At 66.3% G+C, this 24,236-nt stretch carries 21 protein-coding genes and 1 pseudogene; 10 read left to right on the top strand and 12 right to left on the bottom strand.

What is annotated here, in order from left to right:
• Window positions 1-2 precede the first annotated feature (2 nt).
• Window positions 3-1,418: a PPE family protein gene (locus tag G6N25_RS06910; protein ID WP_083076750.1), complete on the bottom strand. Its 1,416-nt coding sequence runs from the start codon at window positions 1,416-1,418 to the stop codon at window positions 3-5.
• Between the two features lie 38 nt (window positions 1,419-1,456).
• Window positions 1,457-3,208, bottom strand: coding sequence for an N-acyl-D-amino-acid deacylase family protein (locus G6N25_RS06905; RefSeq protein ID WP_083076747.1), 1,752 nt, complete (start codon window positions 3,206-3,208; stop codon window positions 1,457-1,459).
• A gap of 91 nt (window positions 3,209-3,299) precedes the next feature.
• Between G6N25_RS06905 and G6N25_RS06900 the strand changes: the two are divergent.
• Together G6N25_RS06900 and G6N25_RS06895 are read left to right on the top strand one after the other, a co-directional pair.
• Window positions 3,300-3,446, top strand: a pseudogene (locus G6N25_RS06900) (VOC family protein); the annotation flags it as partial.
• A gap of 10 nt (window positions 3,447-3,456) precedes the next feature.
• The gene (locus G6N25_RS06895) at window positions 3,457-3,972 is read left to right on the top strand and encodes a mycothiol transferase (protein ID WP_083076779.1); all 516 of its coding nucleotides are present in this window, start codon (window positions 3,457-3,459) and stop codon (window positions 3,970-3,972) included.
• A 158-nt stretch (window positions 3,973-4,130) separates the two neighbouring features.
• On the opposite strand, the gene G6N25_RS06890 is transcribed toward G6N25_RS06895, so the two are convergent.
• Genes G6N25_RS06890 through G6N25_RS06880 form a run of 3 tightly spaced genes read right to left on the bottom strand, consistent with a single transcriptional unit; the run spans window position 4,131 to window position 9,129 of the window.
• Window positions 4,131-5,816 (bottom strand): cytochrome c biogenesis protein CcdA, encoded by a 1,686-nt coding sequence (locus tag G6N25_RS06890; protein ID WP_083076740.1) that lies wholly within the window; start codon window positions 5,814-5,816, stop codon window positions 4,131-4,133.
• Between the two features lie 17 nt (window positions 5,817-5,833).
• On the bottom strand, window positions 5,834-8,650 hold the full coding sequence (locus tag G6N25_RS06885; protein ID WP_276004235.1) for an MMPL/RND family transporter: 2,817 nt from the start codon (window positions 8,648-8,650) through the stop codon (window positions 5,834-5,836).
• Window positions 8,651-8,706: 56 nt separating this feature from the next.
• On the bottom strand, window positions 8,707-9,129 hold the full coding sequence (locus G6N25_RS06880; RefSeq protein WP_083076734.1) for an MmpS family protein: 423 nt from the start codon (window positions 9,127-9,129) through the stop codon (window positions 8,707-8,709).
• Between the two features lie 313 nt (window positions 9,130-9,442).
• Between G6N25_RS06880 and G6N25_RS06875 the strand changes: the two genes are divergently transcribed.
• The 3 genes from G6N25_RS06875 to G6N25_RS06865 all read left to right on the top strand — a co-directional run bounded on the left by G6N25_RS06875 (window position 9,443) and on the right by G6N25_RS06865 (window position 13,735).
• A complete protein-coding gene (locus G6N25_RS06875) occupies window positions 9,443-10,129 on the top strand; it encodes a TetR family transcriptional regulator (protein WP_083076730.1) in 687 nt (228 codons plus the stop codon).
• A gap of 247 nt (window positions 10,130-10,376) precedes the next feature.
• Entirely contained in the window at window positions 10,377-10,796 is a 420-nt protein-coding gene (locus G6N25_RS06870) for an MmpS family transport accessory protein (protein ID WP_083076727.1), read from the top strand.
• A complete protein-coding gene (locus tag G6N25_RS06865; RefSeq protein WP_083076724.1) occupies window positions 10,793-13,735 on the top strand; it encodes an MMPL/RND family transporter in 2,943 nt (980 codons plus the stop codon). The genes G6N25_RS06870 and G6N25_RS06865 overlap by 4 nt, the downstream gene beginning before the upstream one ends.
• A 54-nt stretch (window positions 13,736-13,789) precedes the next feature.
• Here the strand turns inward: G6N25_RS06865 and G6N25_RS06860 are convergent, their stop codons facing one another.
• The 6 genes from G6N25_RS06860 to G6N25_RS06835 form a co-directional block, all read right to left on the bottom strand.
• Window positions 13,790-14,134, bottom strand: a complete 345-nt coding sequence (locus tag G6N25_RS06860; RefSeq protein ID WP_083076775.1) for a hypothetical protein — start codon at window positions 14,132-14,134, stop codon at window positions 13,790-13,792.
• Between the two features lie 277 nt (window positions 14,135-14,411).
• Complete coding sequence (locus tag G6N25_RS06855) at window positions 14,412-14,876, bottom strand: DUF5078 domain-containing protein (protein ID WP_083076720.1); 465 nt, start codon at window positions 14,874-14,876, stop codon at window positions 14,412-14,414.
• Window positions 14,877-14,941: 65 nt separating this feature from the next.
• Window positions 14,942-15,856, bottom strand: a complete 915-nt coding sequence (locus tag G6N25_RS06850; protein WP_083076718.1) for a crotonase/enoyl-CoA hydratase family protein — start codon at window positions 15,854-15,856, stop codon at window positions 14,942-14,944.
• A 31-nt stretch (window positions 15,857-15,887) separates the two neighbouring features.
• Window positions 15,888-16,313: a type II toxin-antitoxin system VapC family toxin gene (locus tag G6N25_RS06845; protein ID WP_083076716.1), complete on the bottom strand. Its 426-nt coding sequence runs from the start codon at window positions 16,311-16,313 to the stop codon at window positions 15,888-15,890.
• Window positions 16,314-16,322: 9 nt separating this feature from the next.
• Entirely contained in the window at window positions 16,323-16,583 is a 261-nt protein-coding gene (locus G6N25_RS06840) for a type II toxin-antitoxin system VapB family antitoxin (RefSeq protein ID WP_083076714.1), read from the bottom strand.
• A gap of 89 nt (window positions 16,584-16,672) precedes the next feature.
• Entirely contained in the window at window positions 16,673-18,775 is a 2,103-nt protein-coding gene (locus tag G6N25_RS06835) for a prolyl oligopeptidase family serine peptidase (RefSeq protein WP_372506661.1), read from the bottom strand.
• 67 nt (window positions 18,776-18,842) lie between these two features.
• On the opposite strand from G6N25_RS06835, the gene exaC reads away from it, so the two are divergent.
• The 4 genes from exaC to G6N25_RS06815 are packed head-to-tail and all read left to right on the top strand — an operon-like array spanning window position 18,843 to window position 21,753.
• Window positions 18,843-20,378: an acetaldehyde dehydrogenase ExaC gene (gene exaC, locus G6N25_RS06830; protein ID WP_083076710.1), complete on the top strand. Its 1,536-nt coding sequence runs from the start codon at window positions 18,843-18,845 to the stop codon at window positions 20,376-20,378.
• Window positions 20,378-20,893 carry a DUF779 domain-containing protein gene (locus G6N25_RS06825; RefSeq protein WP_083076708.1) on the top strand — a complete coding sequence of 172 codons (516 nt, stop codon included), beginning with the start codon at window positions 20,378-20,380 and terminating at the stop codon, window positions 20,891-20,893. The genes exaC and G6N25_RS06825 overlap by 1 nt, the downstream gene beginning before the upstream one ends.
• 19 nt (window positions 20,894-20,912) lie before the next feature.
• Window positions 20,913-21,191, top strand: a complete 279-nt coding sequence (locus G6N25_RS06820; protein ID WP_083076705.1) for a putative holin — start codon at window positions 20,913-20,915, stop codon at window positions 21,189-21,191.
• Entirely contained in the window at window positions 21,184-21,753 is a 570-nt protein-coding gene (locus tag G6N25_RS06815) for a hypothetical protein (protein ID WP_083076702.1), read from the top strand. The genes G6N25_RS06820 and G6N25_RS06815 overlap by 8 nt, the downstream gene beginning before the upstream one ends.
• 50 nt (window positions 21,754-21,803) lie before the next feature.
• Here G6N25_RS06815 and G6N25_RS06810 read toward each other — a convergent pair whose 3' ends face one another.
• Entirely contained in the window at window positions 21,804-22,718 is a 915-nt protein-coding gene (locus G6N25_RS06810; protein WP_083077667.1) for an IS982 family transposase, read from the bottom strand.
• 114 nt (window positions 22,719-22,832) lie between these two features.
• Here G6N25_RS06810 and lpdA point away from each other — a divergent pair, with 114 nt between their 5' ends.
• On the top strand, window positions 22,833-24,230 hold the full coding sequence (gene lpdA / locus G6N25_RS06805) for a dihydrolipoyl dehydrogenase (RefSeq protein ID WP_083077611.1): 1,398 nt from the start codon (window positions 22,833-22,835) through the stop codon (window positions 24,228-24,230).
• The last annotated feature ends 6 nt before the right edge of the window (window positions 24,231-24,236 follow it).

Below are 24,236 nucleotides of genomic sequence, written 5' to 3'. Positions count from 1 at the left end.
CGTTAGTCGGATATGTCCGGCACCCGTATGCCCGGGTTGGGGGCGCCGGGGGCGCGGTCTCCCTTGTTGAAGAAGCCCGAGCTAGGTATGCCAGTGTCGCGGGTGGGCGGGTTCCGGAAGCCGGAGTCGTTGCCGCCGGTGGGGAAGAAGCCCGCGGGAGCGGATGTCGTCGTTCGCAAGGCCGGTGGTGTGGGGGTGGGGCCACTCGCCGCGCTGACGGCGCCCGCGCTCGCGCCCACCTGGAGGCCGCCGGACATGGCGCTCGGATCCGCCGGGTTGGCGAACGCGGCGTTGGACAGTGCCGGGTTGAGCAAACCCGAGCCTGGCAGGCTCGAGTTCAAGCCGCCGGTCGCCGCGGTGACCGAGCCGAGAACGCCCGAGCTGGCCGCGCCGACACCGCCCGTGACGTAGCGGCCGGAGCTGAGCATGCTCGAGTCCGCGCTGCCCTGGCCGGCCATGCCGTTGTCCTGGAAGAAACCGGTGTTGGAGCTGCCGGAGTTGAAAAATCCGGCGTTCGCCGACCCCGCGTTGGCAAAGCCGCTGTTGAAGTTGCCCGAGTTCCCGATGCCGAAGTTTCCGTTGCCGGAGTTGAAAAAGCCGATGTTGTTGTTCCCGGAGTTGAACAGTCCGATGTTGCCGGTGCCCGAGTTGAAGCCGCCGAAGCCGATCTGGTTGTTGCCGGTCAGCCCGATCCCGAAGTCGTTGTTGCCGGTATTGCCGAAGCCGACATTTCCGTTGCCGAGGTTGCCCCAGCCAATATTGTTGTTACCCGAGTTTCCGGAGCCGATATTTTGACTACCGCTGTTGCCAAAACCGATGTTGGAATTGCCTTGCGCGGATCCGAAGAGGTTAAAGCTGAGTTGGCCGTTGTTGAAGGTGATACCGAGCTTCTCCAGGATTTGCTGCCACGGCGCCAATTGCGCGGCCGCCGCCGAGGCGTCGGCGTGGTAACCGAACATTGCCGCCACGTCCGATGCCCACATCGCCTCGTACGCCGCCTCGGTGTCCATGATCGCCGGGGCGTTGAGGCCGAACCAGTTCGTGGACGCCAGCGCCTGCACCAGGGCGCGGTTGGCCGCCACCACCGCCGGCTGGATCGTGGCCGCCAGCGCCGCCTCGAATGCGGCCGCGATGGCTCCGGCCTGGCTCGATGCGGCCTCCGCCTGGGCTGCCGCGGCGCTGAGCCAGCTCACGTACTGGCTCGCGACGGCCATCATCGCCGCCGAGGACGCACCCTGCCACGAACCGTTGGCCAGGTCCGACGTCACCGAAAAAAACGATGACGCCGACGACGCCAGGTCCTCGGCCAGCGCGTCCCACGCCGCGGCCGCAGCAAGCAGCGGCGCCGCTCCGGGGCCGGCGAAGATTAGTGCCGAGTTGATTTCTGGCGGCAACCACGCAAAATGCGGGCTTGTCACTAACCCAACTTAACCGGGACGGGCCGCCCTTCGTGGCGTTATTGAGCAGGTACAGGGATGGGCTTTCGGCCGCGGACCAACTTTCCGGGACGCGCATGCGTGGGAATGCCATTTTCGGCAATTATTTCGCCGGACACGATCGTTGCGACATACCCGTCGGCGGTCTGGTCCAGGCGTCGCCCGCCGGCGGGAAGGTCGTGGCGGATCACCGGCTTGTGCAGGCGCAGCGCGGCGTGGTCGATGACGTTGAGGTCGGCCTTGTATCCGGCGGCGATGCGGCCGCGGTCGCCCAGTCCGGCGACGCGCGCGGGCACGGACGTGAGTTCGCGAACGGCTTCGGGCACCGAGAACCGCCCGGTCTTCCGGTCGCGCGCCCAGTGCGCCAGGAAGTACGTCGAGTAGCTGGCGTCGCAGATCATCCCGTAGTGCGCGCCCCCGTCGCCGAGTCCGAGCACCACGTCGTCGCGGTGCAGCAGTTCGCCGACGGTGTCCAGCGAGTTGTCCTGCAGGTTGCTGGTCGCGACCAGCAGCATGGCGCGCCCGTCGTCGTCGAGCAGGCGGTCGTAGGCCTCCTCCATCGGGTCCACGCCCTTGGCCCGGGCGCGCGCCCCGATGCTGTCCGCCGGGTCCGGCTCGTAATTGGGGTGCTCACCCAGCGGGAAGATCCAGTCCCACATCTGCGCCACGTACAGGATCGGATGCCCCTGGCCGGGCTTGTCGGCCAGGATGCGGGCCCGGACCTCGGGCTTGCGCATCTCGGCGACGCGCTCGGCCAGCGGCAGGTGCGCGATCTCGCGGTAGCTGGGATAGAGCACGAACGGGTTGGCGGACAGCTGCAGCCCGATGATCAGCCCGATCGGGCGCGGCAGCAGCTGCGCGGTGATTCGTGGATCGCCCGCGCCCGCCCTTGAATTGGCCTTCTCGATCATGGTGATGGCGTCCGGCCACGTCGGGTCGCCGGCGTTGGCGACGACCAGGGTGAAGGTGACCGGCAGCCCGACGTCCTCGGCGACGTCGAACACCGTCTGCAGCACGGGCTGGTAGCCGCCGGCCGGGATGTCGGGGACGAACTGGAGCAGGCCGCCGCCGGCGTCCACGACACCCCGGGCGATCTCTTCGATCTCCTCGCGGGCGGCGTCGTAGCTCGGGATCGGCGAACCACTTTCGGTCTTGTGGATCATCAGCCGCGACGACGCGAACCCCAGCGCCCCGGCCTCGATCGCCTCCTTGGCCAGCGCCCGCATCTTCGCGAGGTCCCCGGCGGTGGCCGGCTCCCGGTTGGCGCCGCGCTGGCCCATCACGTAGACCCGCAGCGGGGAATGCGGCAGGTAGGCGGCCACGTCGATATCGCGTTTGCCCGCGTCCAGCGCGTCCAGGTATTCGGGGAAGGTTTCCCAGGTCCAGGGCAGCCCGTCGGTCATGACGACGCCGGGAATGTCCTCGACGCCGGCCATCACGTCGACCAGGACGTCGTGGTCCTCCTGGCGGCACGGGGCGAAGCCGACCCCGCAGTTGCCCATCACCACCGTGGTGACCCCGTGCGCCGACGACGGGGTCAGGCGCTCCGACCAGATGGACTGGCCGTCGTAGTGGGTGTGCAGGTCGACGAAGCCGGGCGTGACCAGCAGCCCGGTGGCGTCGATCTCGCGTTTGGCGGCTTCGCCGTTCACGTGACCGACGGCCGCCACCTTTTTGATGACGCCGTCCCGCACCGCGACGTCGCCGACGTACGGCTCACCCCCCAGGCCGTCGACGATGGTGCCATTGCGGATGAGGAGGTCGTAGGTCATCTAACTAATCTACGGCCGCCCCGGTGGGTCGTGCCAGGATCTTTTCATGATCGACCACATCGGAATCACCTGCGCCGACTACGCGAAATCCCAGCGGTTTTACGACGCCGTGCTGGGAGCCGAGTCGCTGCACGCGCCGCGCCGGTGGCCCGAATACCACCCCGGGTACTTCGGCGCCTTCGTGCGCGACCCCGACGGCAACAACGTCGAGGCGGTCTGGCATGGCGGGGGAGCGTAGCGTCGCGAACATGGCCAGCACCGACGCCGCCGCGCAGGAGCTACTCCGCGACTCGTTCACCCGGTTGATCGAACACGTCGACGAGCTCACCGACGGCCTGACCGACGCGGTATCCAATTATCGGCCGGCCCCGGCCGCCAACAGCATCGCCTGGCTGATCTGGCACAGCGCCCGCGTCCAGGACATTCAGCTGGCCGACGTGGCCGGGGTCGAGCAGGTGTGGACCCGCGACGGCTGGGCGGACCGGTTCGGGCTGGACCTGCCGCGCAACGACACCGGCTACGGGCACGGCCCCGAGCAAGTCGCGAAGGTGAAGGCGCCCGCCGACCTGCTGTCCGGCTACTACCACGCGGTGCACAAGCTGACCCTGGAATACATCGCCAGCGTGACCGCCGACGAGCTGGCCCGCGTCGTCGACACCCACTGGGACCCGCCCGTGACGGCCAGCGCGCGCCTGGTGAGCATCGTCGACGACTGCGCCCAGCACCTCGGGCAGGCCGCCTACGTGCGGGGGATCGCCCCGTAGGTTTCGGCCTGGCCCATGTGTTCGTCGGGATTGCTTTTTCCGGCGTCGAGATCGACGCGGGCGTGCGCTCCACTCGAACTTTCCCGCGCTAACGCAGATCTCGATGCGCCGGTGCCGGTGCGGGTGGGCCAGCCAGCGACAGCCAACTCGGTGGGCGCTTAGCCGAACGTGAACGAAAACACTTGCAGGCCTTGGCTGACCCGCATGTCGAGCTGATCAGGGTGCGCGGTGTCCCCGGGGTCGTTGCCCACGATCTGATGCAGGGTGGGCGGTCCGCCGATCGGCGTCGTGGTCGTCGTCCCGCCGCGGGTGACGGCGAGGGTGCCGGTGCCGCCGACGACGACGTAGACGTCTTTGGCGGTGTAGTTGAGTCGGATGGCGGCGTCGTCGCTGTCGGCGGTGGCGCCCTGGTCGTCGAGCTTCCAGCGGCCGCGCAACGCGAACCTGTCGCCGGCCAACGTCGCCGGGTAGCCGAACGTGGCGGTGCCCGCCTTGTATTCGCCGTCGCCGCCGTAGTTTTCGGCCCTGCCGACACCCAGGTAGGTCTCGGGGGTGAGCCTGGTCCGCGGCGTCGCGTCGACCGAGGGCGTCGCCCCGGGTAGCCGCACGCCCGGATTGGCGTCGACGAGCAACTGGCGGATCAGTCCCTCGGTGCCGTCGTAGTCGCCTTCGCCGAACTTGGTATGCCGCACGGTTCCGTTCGCGTCGATCAGGTATTCGGCCGGCCAGTACAGGTTCTGGTAGCTGTTCCAGGTCGCGTAGTCGTTGTCCAGCGCGACGGGATAGGTGATGTGCAGCGCGGCGGCGCCGCTGGCGACATTGGCGGCGACGCGTTCGAACGCGTACTCGGGGGTGTGCACCCCGATGACGACGAAACCGTCGTCGCGATACCGGTTGTACCAGTCGACCACGTGCGGGATGGCGCGCTGGCAGTTGATGCACGAGTACGCCCAGAAGTCGATCAGGACCACCTTGCCGCGCAACGACGCCAGGTCGACCGCCGCGCCGCCCGGGGTGTTGAGCCACCCGGTGATCCCGGTCAAAGCGGGCGCCGGCCCGCACCGCTGCAGCCGGTCGGCGCCGTCGGTGCAGTCGGCCAATCGACCGTTGGCCGTGCCGCCCGGGTTCAGCCTGCGCCGAATGTCGTTGGCGCCGATCCCTTTCTGCATTGCCGCCGTGTAGTCGGGGACGGCGCGCTGCAGCATCGCCGGCAGGTTGAAGACCAGCGCCACGGCCAGCACGATCATCGTGATTCCGCCGGCGATCTGGATCACGCGCTGCCGGCGGCGGAATGCCGCGACGCGTTCGGCGATGCCCCGCCCGGCCAGCGCGAAAGCCAGCAGCGGCAACGCGGTTCCGACCGCGAACGTCGCGGTCAACACCAGCGTCGCCACCCCGATGGACGCGGTGCCGCCCGCGACCACGATGGCCGCCAGCACCGGTCCCGCGCACGGCACGTAGAGCGCGCCCAACGTCAGGCCCAGGCCGAAACCGCTTCTGCTCGAGCTTTTTAAGCCGATTTCACGCTGCGGGATGCGGGCAAACGGCCGTTCGATCAGATGCTGCAGCGGCGGGAAGATCAACCCGAGGCCGATGAGGGTCAACGTCACCAGGGCGGCCCAGCGGATCGCGTCCTGCGGCAGGTGCAGCGCCGACAGCAGGGCCGAGCCGGCCAGCGTGACCACGCCGAAGCTGCAGACCAGGCCCGCGATCACCAGGTAGGGGCGCGCCGCGCGGCCGCCGTTCAGGCCGGAGAAGAACACCACCGGAAGGACCGGCAGGATGCACGGCGAGATGCCGGTGATCAGGCCACCGAGGAATCCGATCAGCGCGACCGTGCCCATACGGCCCGACCTACGGGCTAATCGCTGTAGGCAAAGGAACGGTGGGGCTCGACCGGCTGGGCGGGCACCCTGGCGGGCCGGGAACGCACCCGCATCGGCCACCAGAACCAGCGTCCGAGCAGCGCGGCGATGGACGGCGTCATGAACGCGCGCACAATCAGCGTGTCGAACAGCAGACCCAGCCCGATGGTGGTGCCGACCTGTCCGATGATCCGCACGTCGCTGACGATCATGGACGCCATCGTGAACGCGAACACCAAACCCGCGTTGGTCACCACCTTGCCGGTGCCGCCCATCGAACGGATGATGCCGGTCTTCAGGCCGGCATGGATCTCCTGCTTGAACCGGGAGACCAACAGCAGGTTGTAGTCGGATCCCACGGCCAACAGCACGATGACGGACATCGCGAGCACCAGCCAGTGCAATTGAATGCCGAGAACGTGCTGCCACACCAGGACCGACAGCCCGAAGGAAGCGCCCAGCGAAAGCGCCACCGTGCCCACGATGACGGCGGCCGCGACGAGGGCCCGGGTGAGGATCAGCATGATGATGAAAATCAGGCAGAGCGACGAAATTCCCGCGATCACCAGGTCCCATTTGGCGCCGTCGGAGATGTCCTTGAAGACGGCCCCCGTTCCGGCCAGGTAGATCTTCGCGTCCTCCAAGGGGGTTCCCTTGAGCGATTCCTCGGCCGCCGTGCGTATCTTGTCGATGCTCGCGATGCCCTCGGCCGAGGCCGGATCGCCCCGATGCAAAATGATGAACCGAGCCGAATGTCCGTCCGGCGACAGGAAGTTATTCATCGCGCGCTTGAAGTCCTTGTTCTTGAAGACCTCGGGCGGCAGGTAGAACGAGTCGTCGTTCTTGGAGGCGTCGAAGGCGTGGCCCATCGCCGTCGCGTTGTCGCTCATCTCGTCCATCTGATCGAAGATCCCGGACATGGTGCTGTGCATGTCGAGCATCATGGTCCGCATGCTGGCCATGGTCTCGATCATCGGCGGGAACTGGGCGACCATCTGCGGCATCAGCCGATCCAGGTCCTTGATGTCACCCACCAGCGTGCCCAATTTCTCGGTGATCTGATCGACGCCGTCGAGTGCGTCGAATATCTGTCGGATCGACCAGCAGATCGGAATGTCGAAACAGTGCTTCTCCCAGTAGAAATAGCTGCGGATCGGCCGCCAGAAGTCGTCGAAGTCCGCGATGCGATCGCGTAGCTCGTTGGTGATCTGCTGCATTTGCTCGGTGTCGCCGACCATGCGGTGTGTGGTGGCGACGAGCTGCGTCATCAGCTCGTACATCCGCTGCATGGTGGCGATCGTCTTGGTCATCTCGTCGGCCTGTTTGAGCATGTTGTCCATCTGGTCACGCTGGTACTTCATGGTCTGCAACTGACCGGCGTTCTGCATGCTGATCTGGAATGGGATGGAGGTGTGGTCCATCGTCGTTCCGTCGGGCCTGGTGATCGCCTGGACGCGGGAAATGCCCGGGACGCGGAAGATGCCCTTGGCCAGCCTGTCCAGGACGAGGAAGTCGGCCGGATTGCGCATGTCGTGGTCGGACTCGATCATCAGGATCTCCGGCTTCATCCGGGCCTGGGAGAAGTGGCGATCCGCGGCCATCAAGCCCGCATTGGCGGGGATGAAACTGGGCAGGTATTCCCGGTCGTTGTAGTTGGCCTTGTATCCGGGCAGCGTGAGCAGGCCGACGAGGGCGACGGCGCAGGTGACGGCCAGAATCGGCAGCGGCCAGCGGACCACCGCGGTGCCGACCCGTCGCCAGCCCCGAACCTTGAGCACCCGCTTGGGGTCGAACAGGCCGAACCGGCTGCCCACGGTCAACACGGCGGGCCCCAGGGTCAGCGCGACGGCCACCGCGACGAGCATCCCCACCGCGCACGGGATGCCCAGGGTTTGGAAATACGGCATTCGCGCGAAGCTGAGGCAGAACGTGGCGCCGGCGATCGTCAGACCCGAGCCCAGGATGACGTGGGCCGTGCCGCGGTACATCGTGTAGAAGGCCGCTTCCCTGTCTTCGCCGGCCTGGCGGGCTTCCTGGTAGCGGCCAATGATGAAGATCCCGTAATCCGTCCCCGCCGCGATCGCCAGCGACGTCAGCAGGGACACCGCGAAGGTGGAAAGCCCGATGAGCCCGCTGTGCCCGACCAGCGCGACGGCCCCGCGCGCCGCGGTCAATTCGAAACCGACCGTGATGAGCAGGAGGATCACGGTGATGATCGAACGGTAGACGAACAGCAACATGATCAGGATCACCGCGACCGTCGTCGCCGTGATCCGCAGCATCGATTTGTCGCCGCTGTGGTGCAGATCCGCGGCGAGCGCCGACACCCCGGTGACGTAGGCCGTGACCCCGGGCGGCGGGGGCACGCTGTTGACGATCTTGCGGACGGCTTCGACGGATTCGTTGGCCAGCGGCTCGCCCTGGTTACCGGCGAGATTCACCTGGACGGTCACGGCCTTGCCGTCGTTGCTCTGCGCGCCCGCGGCGGTGAGGGGATCACCCCAGAAGTCCTGGATGCTCAGCACGTGCGTCTTGTCTTCGCGCAGCTTGCGGATCAGGACGTCGTAGTACCTGTGGGCGTCGTCGCCGAGGGGCTGGTTGTCCTCCAGCACGATCACCGCCGAGCTGTCGGTCGCGCCTTCGTTGAACGCGTGGCCGATCTTTTTCATCGCCACGAACGACGGCGCGTCCCTGGGGCTCAGCGACACCGACCGCTCTTGCCCGACCACTTCCAGCGACGGGACGAACACGCTGAGGACGATGGCGATCCCCACCCAGAACAGGATGATCGGCACCGCGAAGGTGTGGAGCATCCTCGCGATGAACGGCCGTTCGGTGTGGGTGTTGGCGGCGTTGGCGAATTGTGTGGTCACGCGGACTTCACCAGGCAGAAGGTGTAGGCGTGGACCTCGTTGGAAATTCTCTCGGCCTTGACCACGTCGTCGACCGTGATGCGGCAGCCGATGCTATCGCTATCGCCCCGCGCCGTAAGGTTTCCCATCACGGCCGCCTTGTCGGTGGTGATGTGCAGCGACCATGGCAACTGTGCCCCGTCGACGCGTTTGGGGTCGGCGTTGACGTCGAAGTAGCTGATGTCGGCCATCGTCCCGGGCGGTCCGAAGACCTCGTAGACAATCCGTTTCGGGTTGAACGGCTTGGGGTTTTGCAGGTTGCTGTCGGCATACGATTCGCGCTTCTCCGAGCCGAAGTAGCCATGGACCCGGTACACGATGAACCCGCCGACCACCACCACCGCCGCGATGACCAGTGGAATCCACGTCCGGGACAGCACCTTGAAAATTGGACATCCCTTTCAGCGGTTGGCACTTCTGCGGTTCGACGGTCCACAGAATCGCGGATGCCGCCGAACATGGTCAACTACGGTAGGGCCGCGCTACGCCCCATCCGGCCCGCCATAGCGATTCGGGCACGAACACAGCCAAGCCTTGCCTAAGTAAATCACGGCGGGGCCATCGCCCTGCCGGGACGTTGACTCCTTCCCCTCGCGCCCTGGAGTGTAACGCATATCACGTGCGTAACGGGAAATTACCGTGCCTCCCGCCCTCCCGCAAATCACGCAGCGTGCGTTATGCAAATCACATGATGTGCGTTATCCTCGGCCGGTGGCGCCACTGACCTTTCAGCGCGCCCGCACGGAGGAAAACAAGCGTCAACGTGCGGCGGCGCTCGTCGAAGCCGCGCGTTCGTTGGCGCTCGAGGCCGGCGTCGCGTCGGTCACCCTGACCGCCGTCGCCAGCCGCGCCGGGATTCATTACTCCGCGGTGCGTCGCTACTTCACCTCGCACAAAGAGGTCTTGTTGCACCTCGCCGCCGAGGGGTGGGTGCGCTGGTCGGCCATGGTGTGCGCGGAGTTGGCCGCGCCGGGTCCGGCCTCGCCGGAGCGGGTGGCCGAGACGCTGGCCAACGGGCTGGCCGCCGACCCGCTGTTTTGCGACCTGCTGGCCAACCTGCACCTGCATCTCGAACACGAGGTCGACGCCGAGCGGGTCGTCGACATCAGGCGGACCATTTCCGCCGCCGCGATCGCGATCGCCGACGCGATCGAGCGCGCGCTGCCGGCGCTCGGCAGGTCCGGCGCCTTCGACATCCTGATCGCCGCCTACTCCCTGGCCGCCGCGTTCTGGCACATCGCCAACCCCCCCGAGCGGCTCACCGACGCCTATGCCGACGAGCCGGAGGCCCTCCCGCCGGAGTGGAATATCGAATTCCCGTCGGCCCTCACCCGGGTGCTCACGGCCACCTGTATCGGCCTCGTCTCCGAATCGCATTGAGGCAGAAAGGAATGAGCGGTGACCGCATCGATGTGAAACCGGGATTTGGGGCCGGATCGGACCACAACGCGCGCGGGCGCGCCGGTGCGGCTAAGGTGCTTAGCGCACCAAAGCATCAATGGATTAACCACGGGGGAGAGGGTTTTCGCGAGCGGAGGCCGGGCGATGGCCGAAGCAATCGCATGGACGGTTGAGCGCCGGGTTAGCGGAAGGTAAGTGAGTGGCAAAGGCTCCTGTTGCCAATGCGGTGAAGAAAGTGTGGATTGCACTGGTCATCGTGGTGGTCGTCGCGGTCGCTGGATTCTGCGTCACGCGACTCCGGAGCGTCTTTGGCAATCACGACAATCGCCCGATCACCAGCGGCGCCGCCGACGACATTAAGCCGTTCAATCCCAAGCACGTCGTCTACGAGGTTTATGGCCCCGCCGGGACGATAGCGAACATCAATTACCTGGACGTCAACGCCCAGCCGCAGCGGGCCAGCAATGTGCCGCTGCCCTGGACGCTCTCGGTCATCACCACACTGCCCTCGGTGAGCGTCAACGTTGTGGCGCAGGCCGATACCGATCAGATCGGCTGCCGGATCATCGTGAACGACGTAGTCAAAGACGAAAGGTCGGCGACCGGAGTGAATGCCCAAACCTTCTGCATAGTGAAGTCCGCATGAGCGATAACCAGGCCGCCGGCCTCCCGCACATGCCAATTTTTGCGCGGAGTGTCCACAAATTCGCGCCGCTGATCGTCCTGGGGTGGGTGGGACTCGTCGTCGTCCTCAGTACGTTCGTGCCCTCCCTGGACAAAGTCGGCAAGGAACACACGGTGTCGATGAGCCCGAGCGACGCGGCGTCGATGCAGGCGATGAAGCGCGTCGGCAAGGTGTTCAACGAATTCGACAGCGACAGCGCGATCATGATCGTCCTGGAGGGCGACAAGCCGCTTGGCGACGATGCCCACCATTTCTACGACCAACTGATCAAGAAGCTCGAGGCGGACAAGCAGCACGTCCAGCACGTCCAGGACTTCTGGGGGGATCCGCTGACGGCGGCCGGTTCGCAGAGCTCGGACGGCAAGGCGGCCTACGTTCAGGTCTACCTGGTCGGTAATCAGGGCGAGAGCAAGGCCAACGAATCCGTCGAGGCGGTCCGCAGGATCGTGCACAACGTCCCGGCGCCGCCCGGGGTCAAGGCCTACGTGACCGGCGCGGCGGCGCTGACCGCCGATCAGTCGGTAGCCGGTGAAAAGGGCGTCATTAAGGTCACGATCCTCACCTTCATCGTGATCATCATGATGCTGCTGTGGGTCTACCGCTCGATAGTCACGGTGTTCATCACCCTGCTGATGGTGGTGTTCGAGCTGTTCGCGGCCCGGCAGGTCGTCGCTTTCCTGGCCTATAACAACATCATTGGCCTTTCCACCTTCGCGGTTAACCTGCTGGTGTTGATGGCCATCGCGGCCGGCACGGACTACGCGATCTTCGTCCTCGGGCGATATCAAGAGGCGCGGTCGCTGGGCGAGGACCGGGATCAGGCCTTCTACACCATGTTCCACGGGACCGCGCACGTGGTGCTGGGCTCCGGCCTGACCATCGCCGGCGCGATGTACTGCCTCAGCTTCACCCGGCTGCCCTATTTCCAGACGCTCGGCGTGCCCTGTGCGGTGGGGATGCTCGTCGCCGTCTTCGCGGCGCTCACCCTCGGCCCCGCGGTGTTGACGGTGGGCAGTCGCTTCGGTCTGTTCGACCCCAAGCGCAAGATGCGGACGCGGGGCTGGCGACGGGTGGGCACCGCGATCGTGCGGTGGCCCGGGCCGGTCCTGGCCGTGTCGGTCGCGATCGCGCTCATCGGGTTGCTCGCCCTGCCCGGGTACAAGACGAACTACGACAATCGCAAGTATCTGCCGGGGTATACCTTGGCAAACGTCGGATACGACGCCGCGGAACGGCATTTCCCCAACGCCCGAATGAATCCGGAATTGCTCTTGATCGAGACCGATCACGATATGCGCAATCCGGCGGGCATGCTGGTGCTGGACCGGATCGCCCGGGGCGTCTTCCACATCCCCGGTGTCGCGCGCGTCCAGGCGATAACCAGGCCGCTGGGAACGCCGATCGAGCACACGTCGATCCCGTTCCAGATCAGCATGCAAAACACGACGCAGGTCGAAAACCAGCAGTACATGCATCAACGCATGGACGACATGCTCAAGCAGGCCGACGCGATGCAGCAGTCCATCGACACGATGCAGCGCATGTACAACATCACGTCGCAGATGGCCGCCGTCACGCACCACATGGACGGCCTCACGCATGAAATGTTGGATGTCACAGCCCAATTGCGGGACAACATCGCCAATTTCGACGACTTCTTCCGGCCGATCCGCAGCTACTTCTACTGGGAGAAGCACTGTTTCGACATTCCCGCCTGCTGGTCGCTGAGATCCATCTTCGACGCGCTCGACGGTCTGGACCAGATCACCGAAAAGTTCACGTATCTTTCGGGCGACATCGCCCAGCTGGACGCGTTGATGCCGCAGATGCTGGCGCAGATGCCGCCGATGATCGCCACCATGCAGACGATGAAGCAGATGATGCTGACCATGCACAGCTCGATGTCCTCGCTGTACGACCAGATGGACGTGATGAGCCAGAACTCGACCGCCATGGGCCAGGCTTTCGACGCCGCCAAGAACGACGACTCGTTCTACATTCCGCCGGAGGTCTTCGACAACCCCGACTTCAAGCGGGGCCTGAAGATGTTCCTGTCGCCGGACGGGCACGCGGCCCGGTTCATCATCTCCCATGAGGGGGATCCGGCTACCCCCGAAGGGATTTCGCACGTCGATCCGATCAAGAAAGCGGCGAAGGAAGCCATCAAGGGCACCCCGCTGGAGGGCGCCAAGATCTGGCTCGGCGGCACCGCCGCCGTGTACAAGGACATGCGCGACGGATCCAAGTACGACCTCATGATCGCCGGCATCTCCGCGGCCTGCCTGATTTTGATCATCATGCTGATCATCACCCGAAGCCTGGTCGCCGCGGTCACCATCGTGGGCACCGTGCTGATCTCGTTGGGTGCGTCGTTCGGGCTTTCCGTGCTGGTGTGGCAGGACATCATCGGCTTCGAGCTGCACTGGATGGTGCTCGCGATGTCGGTCATCCTGCTGTTGGCGGTGGGCTCCGACTACAACCTGCTGCTGGTATCCCGCTTCAAGGAGGAGATCCATGCCGGCATCAAGACCGGCATCATCCGCTCGATGGCCGGCACCGGCGCCGTGGTGACCTCCGCCGGTCTGGTGTTCGCCGCCACCATGGCGTCCTTCGTGGCCAGCGATCTGAAGGTCATGGGGCAGGTGGGTACCACCATCGCCCTGGGCCTGTTGTTCGACACCCTGATCGTGCGCTCGTTCATGATGCCGTCCGTCGCCGCGCTGATGGGGCGCTGGTTCTGGTGGCCGACACAGGTGCGCACCCGCCCCGCAAGCCAGATGCTTCGGCCCTACGGGCCCCGCCCGGCCGTCCGGGCCCTGCTGTCGCCCGAGGAACCCCGCTCTCGCGACGCCGGCGCGGCCGACACCGACCGGTTCCCGGTGAGCGCGCCTCATTACTGAGATTGCTGAGGTTACTGGGGTTACTGAGGCATTACCGGGGGCGGGTCGAGCGAATCAGGCGTAGCTGCGCAACTGCACCATTTTGCGCATGATGTCGCTCAGCTTGTGCACCGGCGCCCCGCAGGTCAGGCAGTAGCCGCCGGGGCACCGGCTGATTCGGTCCACCTGCTGCAGGACTTCGGCCTTGAGCCGGCGCACGCAGCGGATGCACAGGATGTCGACGATGTTTCCGGACGGGTCGAGGTTTGGCCGGTTGCATTCGTCGACGGCGTGCCGGTACACGACGTGCGTCGCCAGGTTGGCGCAGCCGGTTTCGGATTGGCACGTGATCTCGTGCCAGTCGAGTGCGGCCAGCGCGTCCGGGATCTGGCTGGCCGACTGGGGGTCCACAGTGGTCATCGTTTCCTCACTGCGGCACAGCATCCCGGCACGAGCCGGCCTCTGTCCAATTTTCGCCATTCGCAGCGGCGGTGATGTGCATGTTGTGGTCCTGGTTGAGCCGTGGTCTCCGGGAACTGTGCGCCGAATAACCAGTCAAGAGGTATTGATTTGTCGCCTAATCGGGAAAGAAAAGCGATACCCACCAAGGGCAAATCTTAAACTCGCCGGCGAATAAAGGCCAGGGTCAATTCGCAAGCGCAGCAAGACCCGAGCGGGCGCAGCGCCCGGGCGTGGTCTAGGACCAGTTCCACACCGACATGTCGCCGGGCGGGTATTGGTTGCACGCGTCGGTGGACTTGGCGACGACGCCCTTGTTGTTGAAGAAGATCTTGAAGTGGTTGGGCCAGGCCAGCCACAGCGGATCGACGCCGCCGTCGTAGAAGTGCTCGGAATAATCGCGGCGACCCTCCGGCGATAGCGAGTAGAACCAGTGGATCTTGTCGATGGTCGCCTGCTGGACGTTGGGGTGGTTGTTGAAGTCGATCATGTAGCGCTGGTAGTACACCGGGCTGGTGTCCCTGGTGGCCGCCAATATCTGCTCGGCGTCGCAGGTGGTGGCGATCATCCGCCGGGGAATCGGGAAGTCTTCCGTGGAATCGGCCGCGGCGGTCTTGGGGAAGATCGCGGCGGCGATGCTCAAAGCTAGGAGAAAGGCAGAAAAAACGACGCCTGCACGCAGGCTGGAACTCGGCCGAGACATAGTCGCTACCGTAACACTTTTTGCGGCGCCGGCGCACGGGTGGGCCACATTCGTAGTCCATCTCACTATCCATCGCGATCAGGCACGATGACGTGCGCCGGGTCCGGCCGCAGCTCGGGCGGCGCCTGGCTGTAATCGCCGAACGGACCGTCGCGGTGCTCGACCGCCGCGCGCACGCCCCGGGTCTTGGCGGTCTCGACGAAATCGAGCGCCTCGGGGGTGTTGCGCATCAGGCCGTCGAGGATGCCGCCGAGCGTCTGCGTGGACGCCAGGCCCATGTTCTCGTAGGCCTGGTTGACGATCAGCTTTTGCGCCCGCAACTGCGACAACGGAATTCGCGCCAGGTCGGCGGCGATCTCGGCCACGCGAGCTTCCAACCGCTCGAACGGCACGGCCTCGTTGATCAGCTCGACTTCGGCGGCCTGCGCGCCGGTCAGCGGCCGGCCCGTCAGCGAGTGCCACTTGACCCTGGCCAGACTCAGCCGATACAGCCACATGCCGGTCAGGTAGGCCCCCCACATCCGGCTGTACGGGGTGCCGATCACGGCGTCGTCGCTGGCGATGACGATGTCGGCGCACAGCGCGTAGTCGCTGGCCCCGCCGACGCACCAGCCGTGCACCTGGGCGATCACCGGCTTGGACGCCCGCCAGATGGCCATGAACTTCTGCGTCGGCCCCGTCTCGCGGGCGCTGACCATGGCGAAGTCCTTGCCCGGGTCCCACCGACCGTCGGTCATCATCGACTCGCCCCAGTGCCGGAAGCCGCCGCCGAAGTCGTAGCCGCCGGAGAAGGCGCGGCCGGCGCCCCGCAACACGATGACCTTGATGTCGTGGTCCCGCTCGGCCAGCCCGACGGCCGCCTCGATCTCGTCGGGCATGGGCGGGACGATGGTGTTGAGCTGCTCGGGTCGGTTCAACGTGATGGTGGCGACCGGGCCGGCCGTCGTGTACAGCAGTGTTTCGAAGTGCGATGTCGGCATGACAGCAGGCAAGCCGCCGCGGCTGCGGGTGTCAAGCAGCTGGGATCGGCCAGTAGCCGATGACGCCACCGTTGAACTCGAGGTCGGTGCGCGGGAAGTCGTTGCCGACCGCCAGGAGCGGTTGGTGGCTGATTTGGGCCGCGGCGTAGGTCATGCAGTCGCCGAAGTTGAGGGCTGCAGGATGGCGGCCCTTGCCGTACCGCAAGAACGCGCGTTGCGCGGCGGCTGCATGTTCGTTGGTGAAATCCGCTATATCCAAGTCGATTTCGGTGCGAAGACGCTCAAAGATGGTGCGCGCGACGGGCCCATGGCGGGCGGTCAAGACGATCAGACATTCCGCGACGGTCGGCGCCGACATCACCGGGTCACGCGCGCCGGCCAGGGCCGCGACGACCTCTACGGCGTGCGGCTGCTCGTCTTGAATGAGCGCCAGGACGGCGCTGGTGTCGATGATCATCGGGGCCTTTCACACTCCGATCTCGGGGTCGTAGCCCAGGATTTCCTCGCGTTCACGTTTGGTCACGGGGGTGCGGTCGGTGAGCAGCGGCCATATTTCGGTGCGCATGATGTCGAGGAGCCGCTCCTCGCGGTAGCCGGCGTGCGCTTGCAGTAGCGCCAGTTGGGCGTTGAGGGCATGGCGAATGGCGCCGGTCTTGTTGGTGTGAAGGCGGGCGGCGAGCTCCGTGGCTAGCCGGTCGACCTCGGGGTCCTTGATATTCAGAGCCATAAGGTAGATGGTACCTTACACACGGTATGATCTACCCTTCGGTTTGGTGCGACGTGGCAGCGTGTGCCGCGGCGCCGGATCGTCATAGGTCAAGTGCCCAGCGTCCGCCATAAAAACGAGTAGCTCAGCGCCGACTTGAACGCGACTTGCTCGTTGTCGGCGGCGCCGGCGTGGCCGCCCTCGATGTTTTCGTAGTACCAGACCGGATGGCCGGCGGCCTCGAGCGCCGCCGTCATCTTGCGGGCATGGCCGGGGTGCACGCGGTCGTCGCGGGTGGACGTGGTGAACAGCACCGGCGGGTAGTCGCGGCCCGTCGAAATGTTTTGGTACGGAGAGTATTCGGAGATGAATGCCCAATCGTCCGGGTGGTCTGGATCGCCGTACTCGGCCACCCACGAGGCCCCGGCCAGCAGCAGGTGGTAGCGCTTCATGTCCAGCAGCGGCACGTCGCAGACCAGCGCGCCGAACCTTTCGGGATATTTGGTGAGCATGATGCCCATCAGCAGCCCGCCGTTGCTGCCGCCCCGCGCGCCCAGCTGCCCCACCGTCGTGATCCCGCGATCCACCAAATCGGTTGCCACCGCGGCGAAGTCCTCGGCCACCTTGTGGCGGTTCTCGCGCATCGCCTGGGTGTGCCAGCCGGGCCCGTATTCGCCGCCGCCGCGGATGTTGGCCACCGCGTAGGTGCCCCCGCGGGCCAGCCACAGCCGGCCCAGCACGCCGTCGTACCCGGGTGTTCGCGACACCTCGAATCCGCCGTACCCGCTCAGCAGGGTGGGCCCGGGGCCGTCGGCGCCGGCGGGCCGCACGACGAAGTAGGGGATCGGCGTGCCATCCTTCGACGCCACGAAATGCTGTGTTACGGACATGTTTTCGGCGTCGAAGAAGGCCGGCGCGGACTTGATCGATTCCAGCTTCCCGTCGTCGGTGCCGCGCATCAGGCGCGAGGGCGCGACGAATCCGCTGGAGTCGAGGAAGAACTCGTCGCCGGTGTCGTCGGCGGCGGCGATGACGGTGTTGGTCGCGGCCGGAAGGCCCGGCTGGGGTTCGCGCCGCCACGCGCCCCGTGACGATCGCAAGCGCGACGAAGGGCGCTGGGGGTACCTCCCGTTTGCGGGGGACGGGTCGTCACGCGAAGGCGGCGTGGCGATCTCCACGCGGCTGGCCACGTCGGCCAGGGTGACGATCAGCAGGCGGTCCTTCGTCCACGCGTAGTGGTTCAGGGCGGTGTGCGCGTCCGGCTCGAACACCACCCGCAATTGCGCTGTGCCGGCGAGGAATTCGTTATAGTCGGCCGCCAGCAGCGAGCCCGCGGTGTACGCCTCGTCGCGGAAGTGCCAGTCGCTGCGCAGCTCGATCAATAACCACTCGCGGTGTATCGACACGCCGGCGTCGGTGGGGGCGTCGATGCGGATCAGCTCCGGGCCCCGCAGCTCGTAGACCTCGTCGTTCCAGAAGTCGAGGGCCCGCAGCACCAGGGTGCGCTCGAATCCGGGCGTCCGGTCCACCGACGCCGAGACGCGGACGTCGGCGCGGGCGCCCTCGAAAACGGTCTCGGCGTCAGCCAGCGGCGTGCCCCGTCGCCACCGCTTGATCACCCGCGGGTAGCCGGACTCGGTCAGCGAGCCGGCGCCGAAGTCGGTGCCCACCAACACGGTATCCGGATCGGCCCAGGCGATCTGTGACTTGGCCTCCGGCAGCTCGAACCCGCCGGCGACGAATTCGCGTGTCGCCATGTCGAATTCGCGCACGATGGACGCGTCCGAGCCGCCACGGGACAGCCCGATCAGCGCGCGGGTGTGGTCGGGCTCGATGACGCCGGCGCCCGCCCACACCCATTTCTCGTCGTCGGCTCGCCCCAGTTCATCGACATCGATCAGCACGTCCCAGTCCGGGGAGTCGGTGCGGTAGCCGTCCAGCGTGGTGCGCCGCCACAGCCCGCGCGGGTTGGCGGCGTCGCGCCAGAAGTTGTAGAGGTACTCGCCGCGGCGCACCACATAGGGAATCCGGGCGTCGGTGTCGAGCACCTCGAGGGCCTCGGCGCGCATCCGCTCGAACTCCGCACCGCCGAATTCCGCCAGCGTGGGTTCGTTGCGCGCGCGCACCCAGGCCAGCGCCTCGTCGCCGGTGACCTCCTCGAGCCACAGGTAGGGGTCATCGTTGTTTTCGGCGGCGGCGGTTTCAGACGTCATGGCTGCCATTCTGGCCGCGGCGGTAGTGTGAGGTGTATTACACAGGGTGGAAACGAGGAGGCGGCAGATGACCGTTTTCGCACGTCCAGGTTCTGCCGGGGCGCTGATGTCGTACGAGTCCCGGTACGGGAACTTCATCGGGGGCCAGTGGGTGGCGCCGGTGGGCGGCCGCTACTTCGAGAACCCGACGCCGGTGACCGGCCAGGCGTTCTGCGAAATACCGCGTTCCGACCAGGCCGACGTCGACAAGGCGCTCGACGCCGCGCACGCGGCGGCCCCGGCCTGGGGCAAGACCGCCCCCGCGGAGCGGGCCGCGATCCTGAACAAGATCGCCGACCGGATCGAGGGGAACAAGGCCGCGCTGGCGGTGGCCGAGGTCTGGGACAACGGCAAACCGATCCGCGAGGCGCTGGCCGCCGACATCCCGCTGGCGGCCGACCATTTCCGGTACTTCGCCGCGGCGATCCGCGCGCAGGAGGGGTCGCTGTCGCAGATCGACGAGGACACCGTCGCCTACCACTTCCATGAGCCGCTCGGGGTGGTGGGCCAGATCATTCCGTGGAACTTCCCCATCCTGATGGCCGCCTGGAAGATGGCGCCGGCGCTGGCGGCGGGCAACGCGGTGGTGCTCAAACCCGCCGAGCAGACCCCGGCCTCGGTGCTCTATCTGATGTCGCTGATCGGCGATCTCCTGCCGGCGGGAGTCGTCAACGTCGTCAACGGATTCGGCGCCGAGGCCGGCAAGCCGCTGGCGTCGAGCGACCGGATCGCCAAGATCGCGTTCACCGGGGAGACCACCACCGGCCGGCTGATCATGCAATACGCCTCGCAGAACCTGATCCCGGTCACCCTGGAACTCGGCGGCAAGAGCCCCAACGTCTTCTTCTCCGACGTGATGGCCAGCAGCGGTAAGGTCCAAGACGACTTCCAGGACAAGGCGCTGGAGGGCTTCACCATGTTCGCCCTCAATCAGGGCGAGGTGTGCACCTGCCCGTCGCGCAGCCTGATCCAGGCCGACATCTACGACGAGTTCCTCGAGCTGGCCGCCATCCGCACCAAGGCGGTGCGGCAGGGCGACCCGCTGGACAGCGAGACGATGCTGGGTTCGCAGGCGTCCAACGACCAGCTGGAGAAGATCCTGTCCTACATCGAGATCGGCAAAAACGAAGGCGCGAGGGTCATTTGCGGCGGCGAGCGCGCCGAACTCGGTGGTGACCTCTCCGGCGGCTACTACATGCAGCCGACCATCTTCGGCGGCAACAACACGATGCGGATCTTCCAGGAGGAGATCTTCGGGCCGGTGGTGGCGGTGACGTCGTTCTCCGATTACGACGACGCCATCTCGATCGCCAACGACACCCTCTACGGCCTGGGCGCGGGCGTGTGGAGCCGCGACGGCAACACCGCCTACCGGGCCGGCCGCGACATCCAGGCCGGGCGGGTGTGGATCAACTGCTACCACGTCTATCCGGCGCACGCGGCGTTCGGCGGCTACAAGCAGTCCGGCATCGGCCGGGAGAACCACAAGATGATGCTCGACCACTACCAGCAGACGAAGAACCTGATGGTGTCCTACTCCGACAAGGCGCTCGGTTTCTTCTGATGGGTCGCGGGTCCCCATCAGGGGTCGTGATGACCGCCGCGGCCGCCGAACTGTTGGCGCGCCTGCAGGACCGGCACGGCCCGGTGATGTTCCACCAGTCCGGCGGCTGCTGCGACGGGTCCTCGCCGATGTGCTACCCCCGCGGCGACTTCCTGGTCGGCGACCGCGACGTGCTGCTCGGGGTGCTGGACGCCGGGCCGGAAGGTTCCGGCGGGGTGCCGGTGTGGATCTCGGGCCCGCAGTACCAGGCCCACTATCGGGGAGCGCGGCGCACCCAACTGGTCATCGACGTGGTGCCGGGCCGTGGCGGCGGGTTCAGCCTGGAGGCGCCGGAGGGCGTGCGGTTTCTCAGTCGCGGCCGCGTCGTCACCGGCGCGGAGGAGGCCCTGCTGCGGGCCACACCCGTCATCACCGGCGCGGACTACGAGCGTGGTGAGCGCCCGCCGGTGTGCGGCCGGGTGGTGGCCCTCGACGAGGCGGCCGCGTCGCAAACGTGCAGCCCCGGCCCCCGATGACCGCAGTAATGTCGTCAGCGTGATCCCGCTTCCCCGTCCCTGGCTCCTGGCCGGCGCCATGCTGATCGGTTGCGCGGCCGGGTTGTTGGCGGGCGTCGCGTTCACCGTGGTGGTCCATGCCAGGGTCCGCCCGGACGTCGTCATCGCGCTGGTGGTCGGGATACCCACGGTGACCGGGCTGCTGACCATCCTGTTTTCCGGGCGCCGATGGGTCACGGTGCTGGGAGCGTTCATTCTGTCGCTCGCGCCGGGCTGGTTCGGCGTGCTCGTCGCCATACAGGTGGCCTCCGGTGGCTGACGACGATCGCGCGTCGAACCCGGGCACCGAGCCGTTCGTGCCGGACTTCGAGGAGGACACGGGCACCCACGCATGGGTCCCAAACTTTGACGACACCGGTTCGCAGCCGGTTCCCGTCGTCGCCGACCCGGAGAAGCCGGAGAAGCAGGGGGAGCCGGGGCCCGAGACGCCCGCGCCGGCGGATTCGGCGACCGAAGCGGCCGGCGTGCCGGTGCAGTCGGTCACCGTTCCCGGTCGCTACACCTACCTGAAGTGGTGGAAGTTGCTTCTGGTGGTGCTCGGGGTGTGGCTCGTGGTGGCCGAGATCGGGCTGGGCCTGTTCTCCTGGTGGTACCACTCGGTCGACAAGACGCCGTCGGTGTTCATGGTCCTGGTCTATGTCGTGGCGTGCGCCGTGGGAGGCGTCATGCTGGCGATGGTCGAGGGCAGGCCGCTGATCTCGGCGCTGGCGTTCGCGGTGATGTCGGGGCCGTTTGCCTCCATCGTCGCCGCGGCGCCCCTGTACGGCTATTACTACTGCACGCGGACGGGCCACTGCCTGATCGGCGTCATCCCTTACTGACTCGGCGTCCCAACGCCGTCGCCGCCCACTAGATGACTGATTCCAAGGGGTCAGTGGTCGTAGGCGGTTAGGGATCGCAGGATGGGTTGGCTGGTGTGGTCGTTGTGCCAGATCGCGGCGGTGAGGGCGAGGACGCGTTGTAGGACGCGGGCAGCGACACCGGCGATGGTGCGTCCGCCGTGGCGTTCGAGGTCCAATTGGGCCTTGAGCGTGTTGTTGATGGATTCGATGATTTGCCGTAACGGTTTGAAGAACCGTTGTCCCGCACGAGGTTTCTCGCCCTTGCGGGCAGGCCGCAGTAGAGTGATGCCCTTGCCGGCAAGCTCGGTTTCGAACTGCTTGCCGTAGTAGTTTTTGTCCGCCATCAGTTGTTGGTGCAGGCGGGTGGTCAGCAGACCAGGATCGGCATCGAGCATGCCCAGCAGTGTGTCGCGTTCGTCGGCCTTGGCCCCGGTAAGCGCGAACGCGACCGGCAGCCCCGCCGGGGTGCACAGCAGGTGCAGCCGCAGTCCCCAGAAGTACCGAGAGTGCGACGCGCAGTATCCGTATTCGGCCCAGCCAGCCAGATCCGAGCGTTGGGCGGTCTCGCGTGATCGCCCACACTCCACCGGCGTGGAATCGGCGATCCACATGTCATCGGTGGACCTGGAGGTGCACGCGACCAGATGTGCGAACACCGCGCGCAGCATCCCGGTCGCCGCCCGGACACGCTTGTTGTAACCCGATTGCGTTGGCAGATCGGGAAACATCCCGCTCAGGTGGATATTCGCATAGCGCAACCACCGCGCCTCAGAAGTGAAGCCGAGCAATGCCTGCAACACCATCAGCGTGACCAATTCGGCATCCGAGAGCCGCGGTGTGAGCCCCACCTTCGGCCGCCACGGCCGGTGTTGTGGATTGTCGGCGAGAAAATCGTCCGTCGTCACGTACAGTGCGGTTGCGAGGGTGTCCAGGTCGGCGTCCACTTCGGCCTCCAGTGCCAGGTTGGGTTAGCAACGCCAATCCTGGACACCCTCACCCTAAAATCACAGCAGCCACACCAGTCACACCCCTCGGAATTACTCATCTAGTGTGGGCTCGTGACTTCTCACTATGACGTCGTCGTCCTCGGGGCCGGCCCCGGCGGATATGTCGCGGCCATTCGCGCCGCGCAGCTGGGCCTGAACACCGCGGTCGTCGAACCCAAGTACTGGGGCGGGGTTTGCCTGAACGTCGGCTGCATCCCGTCCAAGGCGTTGCTGCGCAACGCCGAGCTCGCTCACATCTTCACCAAGGAGGCCAAGACCTTTGGCATCAACGGCGAGGCGACCTTCGACTACGGGATCGCCTTCGACCGCAGCCGCAAGGTGGCCGAGGGCCGCGTCGCCGGCGTGCACTTCCTGATGAAGAAGAACAAGATCACCGAGATCCACGGCTACGGCCGGTTCACCGACCCGCACACGTTGTCGGTCGAGCTCAACGACGGCGGAACCGAGACGGTCACGTTCGACAACGTCATCATCGCCACCGGCAGCAGCACCCGGCTGGTTCCGGGAACGTCGCTCTCGGACAACGTGGTCACCTACGAGGAACTGATCATGACGCGGGAGCTGCCGGAGTCGATCGTCATCGCCGGGGCCGGGGCCATCGGCATGGAGTTCGGCTACGTGCTGAAGAACTACGGCGTCGACGTCACCATCGTCGAGTTCCTGCCGCGCGCGCTGCCCAACGAGGACGCCGAGGTGTCCAAGGAGATCGAGAAGCAGTTCAAGAAGCTGGGCGTCAAGATTCTGACCGGGACCAAGGTCGACTCCATCTCCGACGACGGGTCCGTGGTCAGGGTGGCGGTCAGCAAGGACGGCAAGTCGGAGGAGCTCAAGGCCGAAAAGGTGTTGCAGGCCATCGGTTTTGCGCCCAACGTCGAGGGCTACGGGCTGGACCGGGCCGGGGTCGCGCTGACCGACCGCAAGGCCATCGGCATCACCGACTACATGCGCACCAACGTCGACCACATCTACGCCATCGGCGACGTCACCGGCAAGCTGCAGCTGGCCCACGTCGCCGAGGCGCAAGGCGTGGTGGCGGCCGAAACCATCGCCGGCGCAGAGACTTTGGCGCTCGGCGACTACCGGATGCTGCCCCGCGCCACGTTCTGCCAGCCGAACGTCGCCAGCTTCGGGCTCACCGAGGAACAGGCCCGCGACGAGGGCTACGACGTTGTGGTGGCCAAGTTTCCGTTCACCGCCAACGCCAAAGCGCACGGCGTGGGCGATCCCAGCGGTTTCGTCAAGCTGGTCGCCGACGCCCGCTATGGTGAGCTGCTGGGCGGGCACCTGGTCGGCCATGACGTGTCCGAGCTGCTGCCCGAGCTGACGCTGGCGCAGAAATGGGACCTGACCGCGAACGAGCTGGCCCGCAACGTGCACACCCACCCGACCATGTCGGAGGCGCTGCAGGAGTGCTTCCACGGCCTGATCGGCCACATGATCAACTTCTGAGCGCGC

The organism is Mycobacterium heidelbergense, assembly GCF_010730745.1.
In the GTDB taxonomy this organism is placed as follows: Bacteria; Actinomycetota; Actinomycetes; order Mycobacteriales; family Mycobacteriaceae; genus Mycobacterium; species Mycobacterium heidelbergense.
The sequence above is the reverse complement of the archived record's forward strand: the minus strand, read 5'-3'. Positions and strand labels throughout refer to the sequence as shown.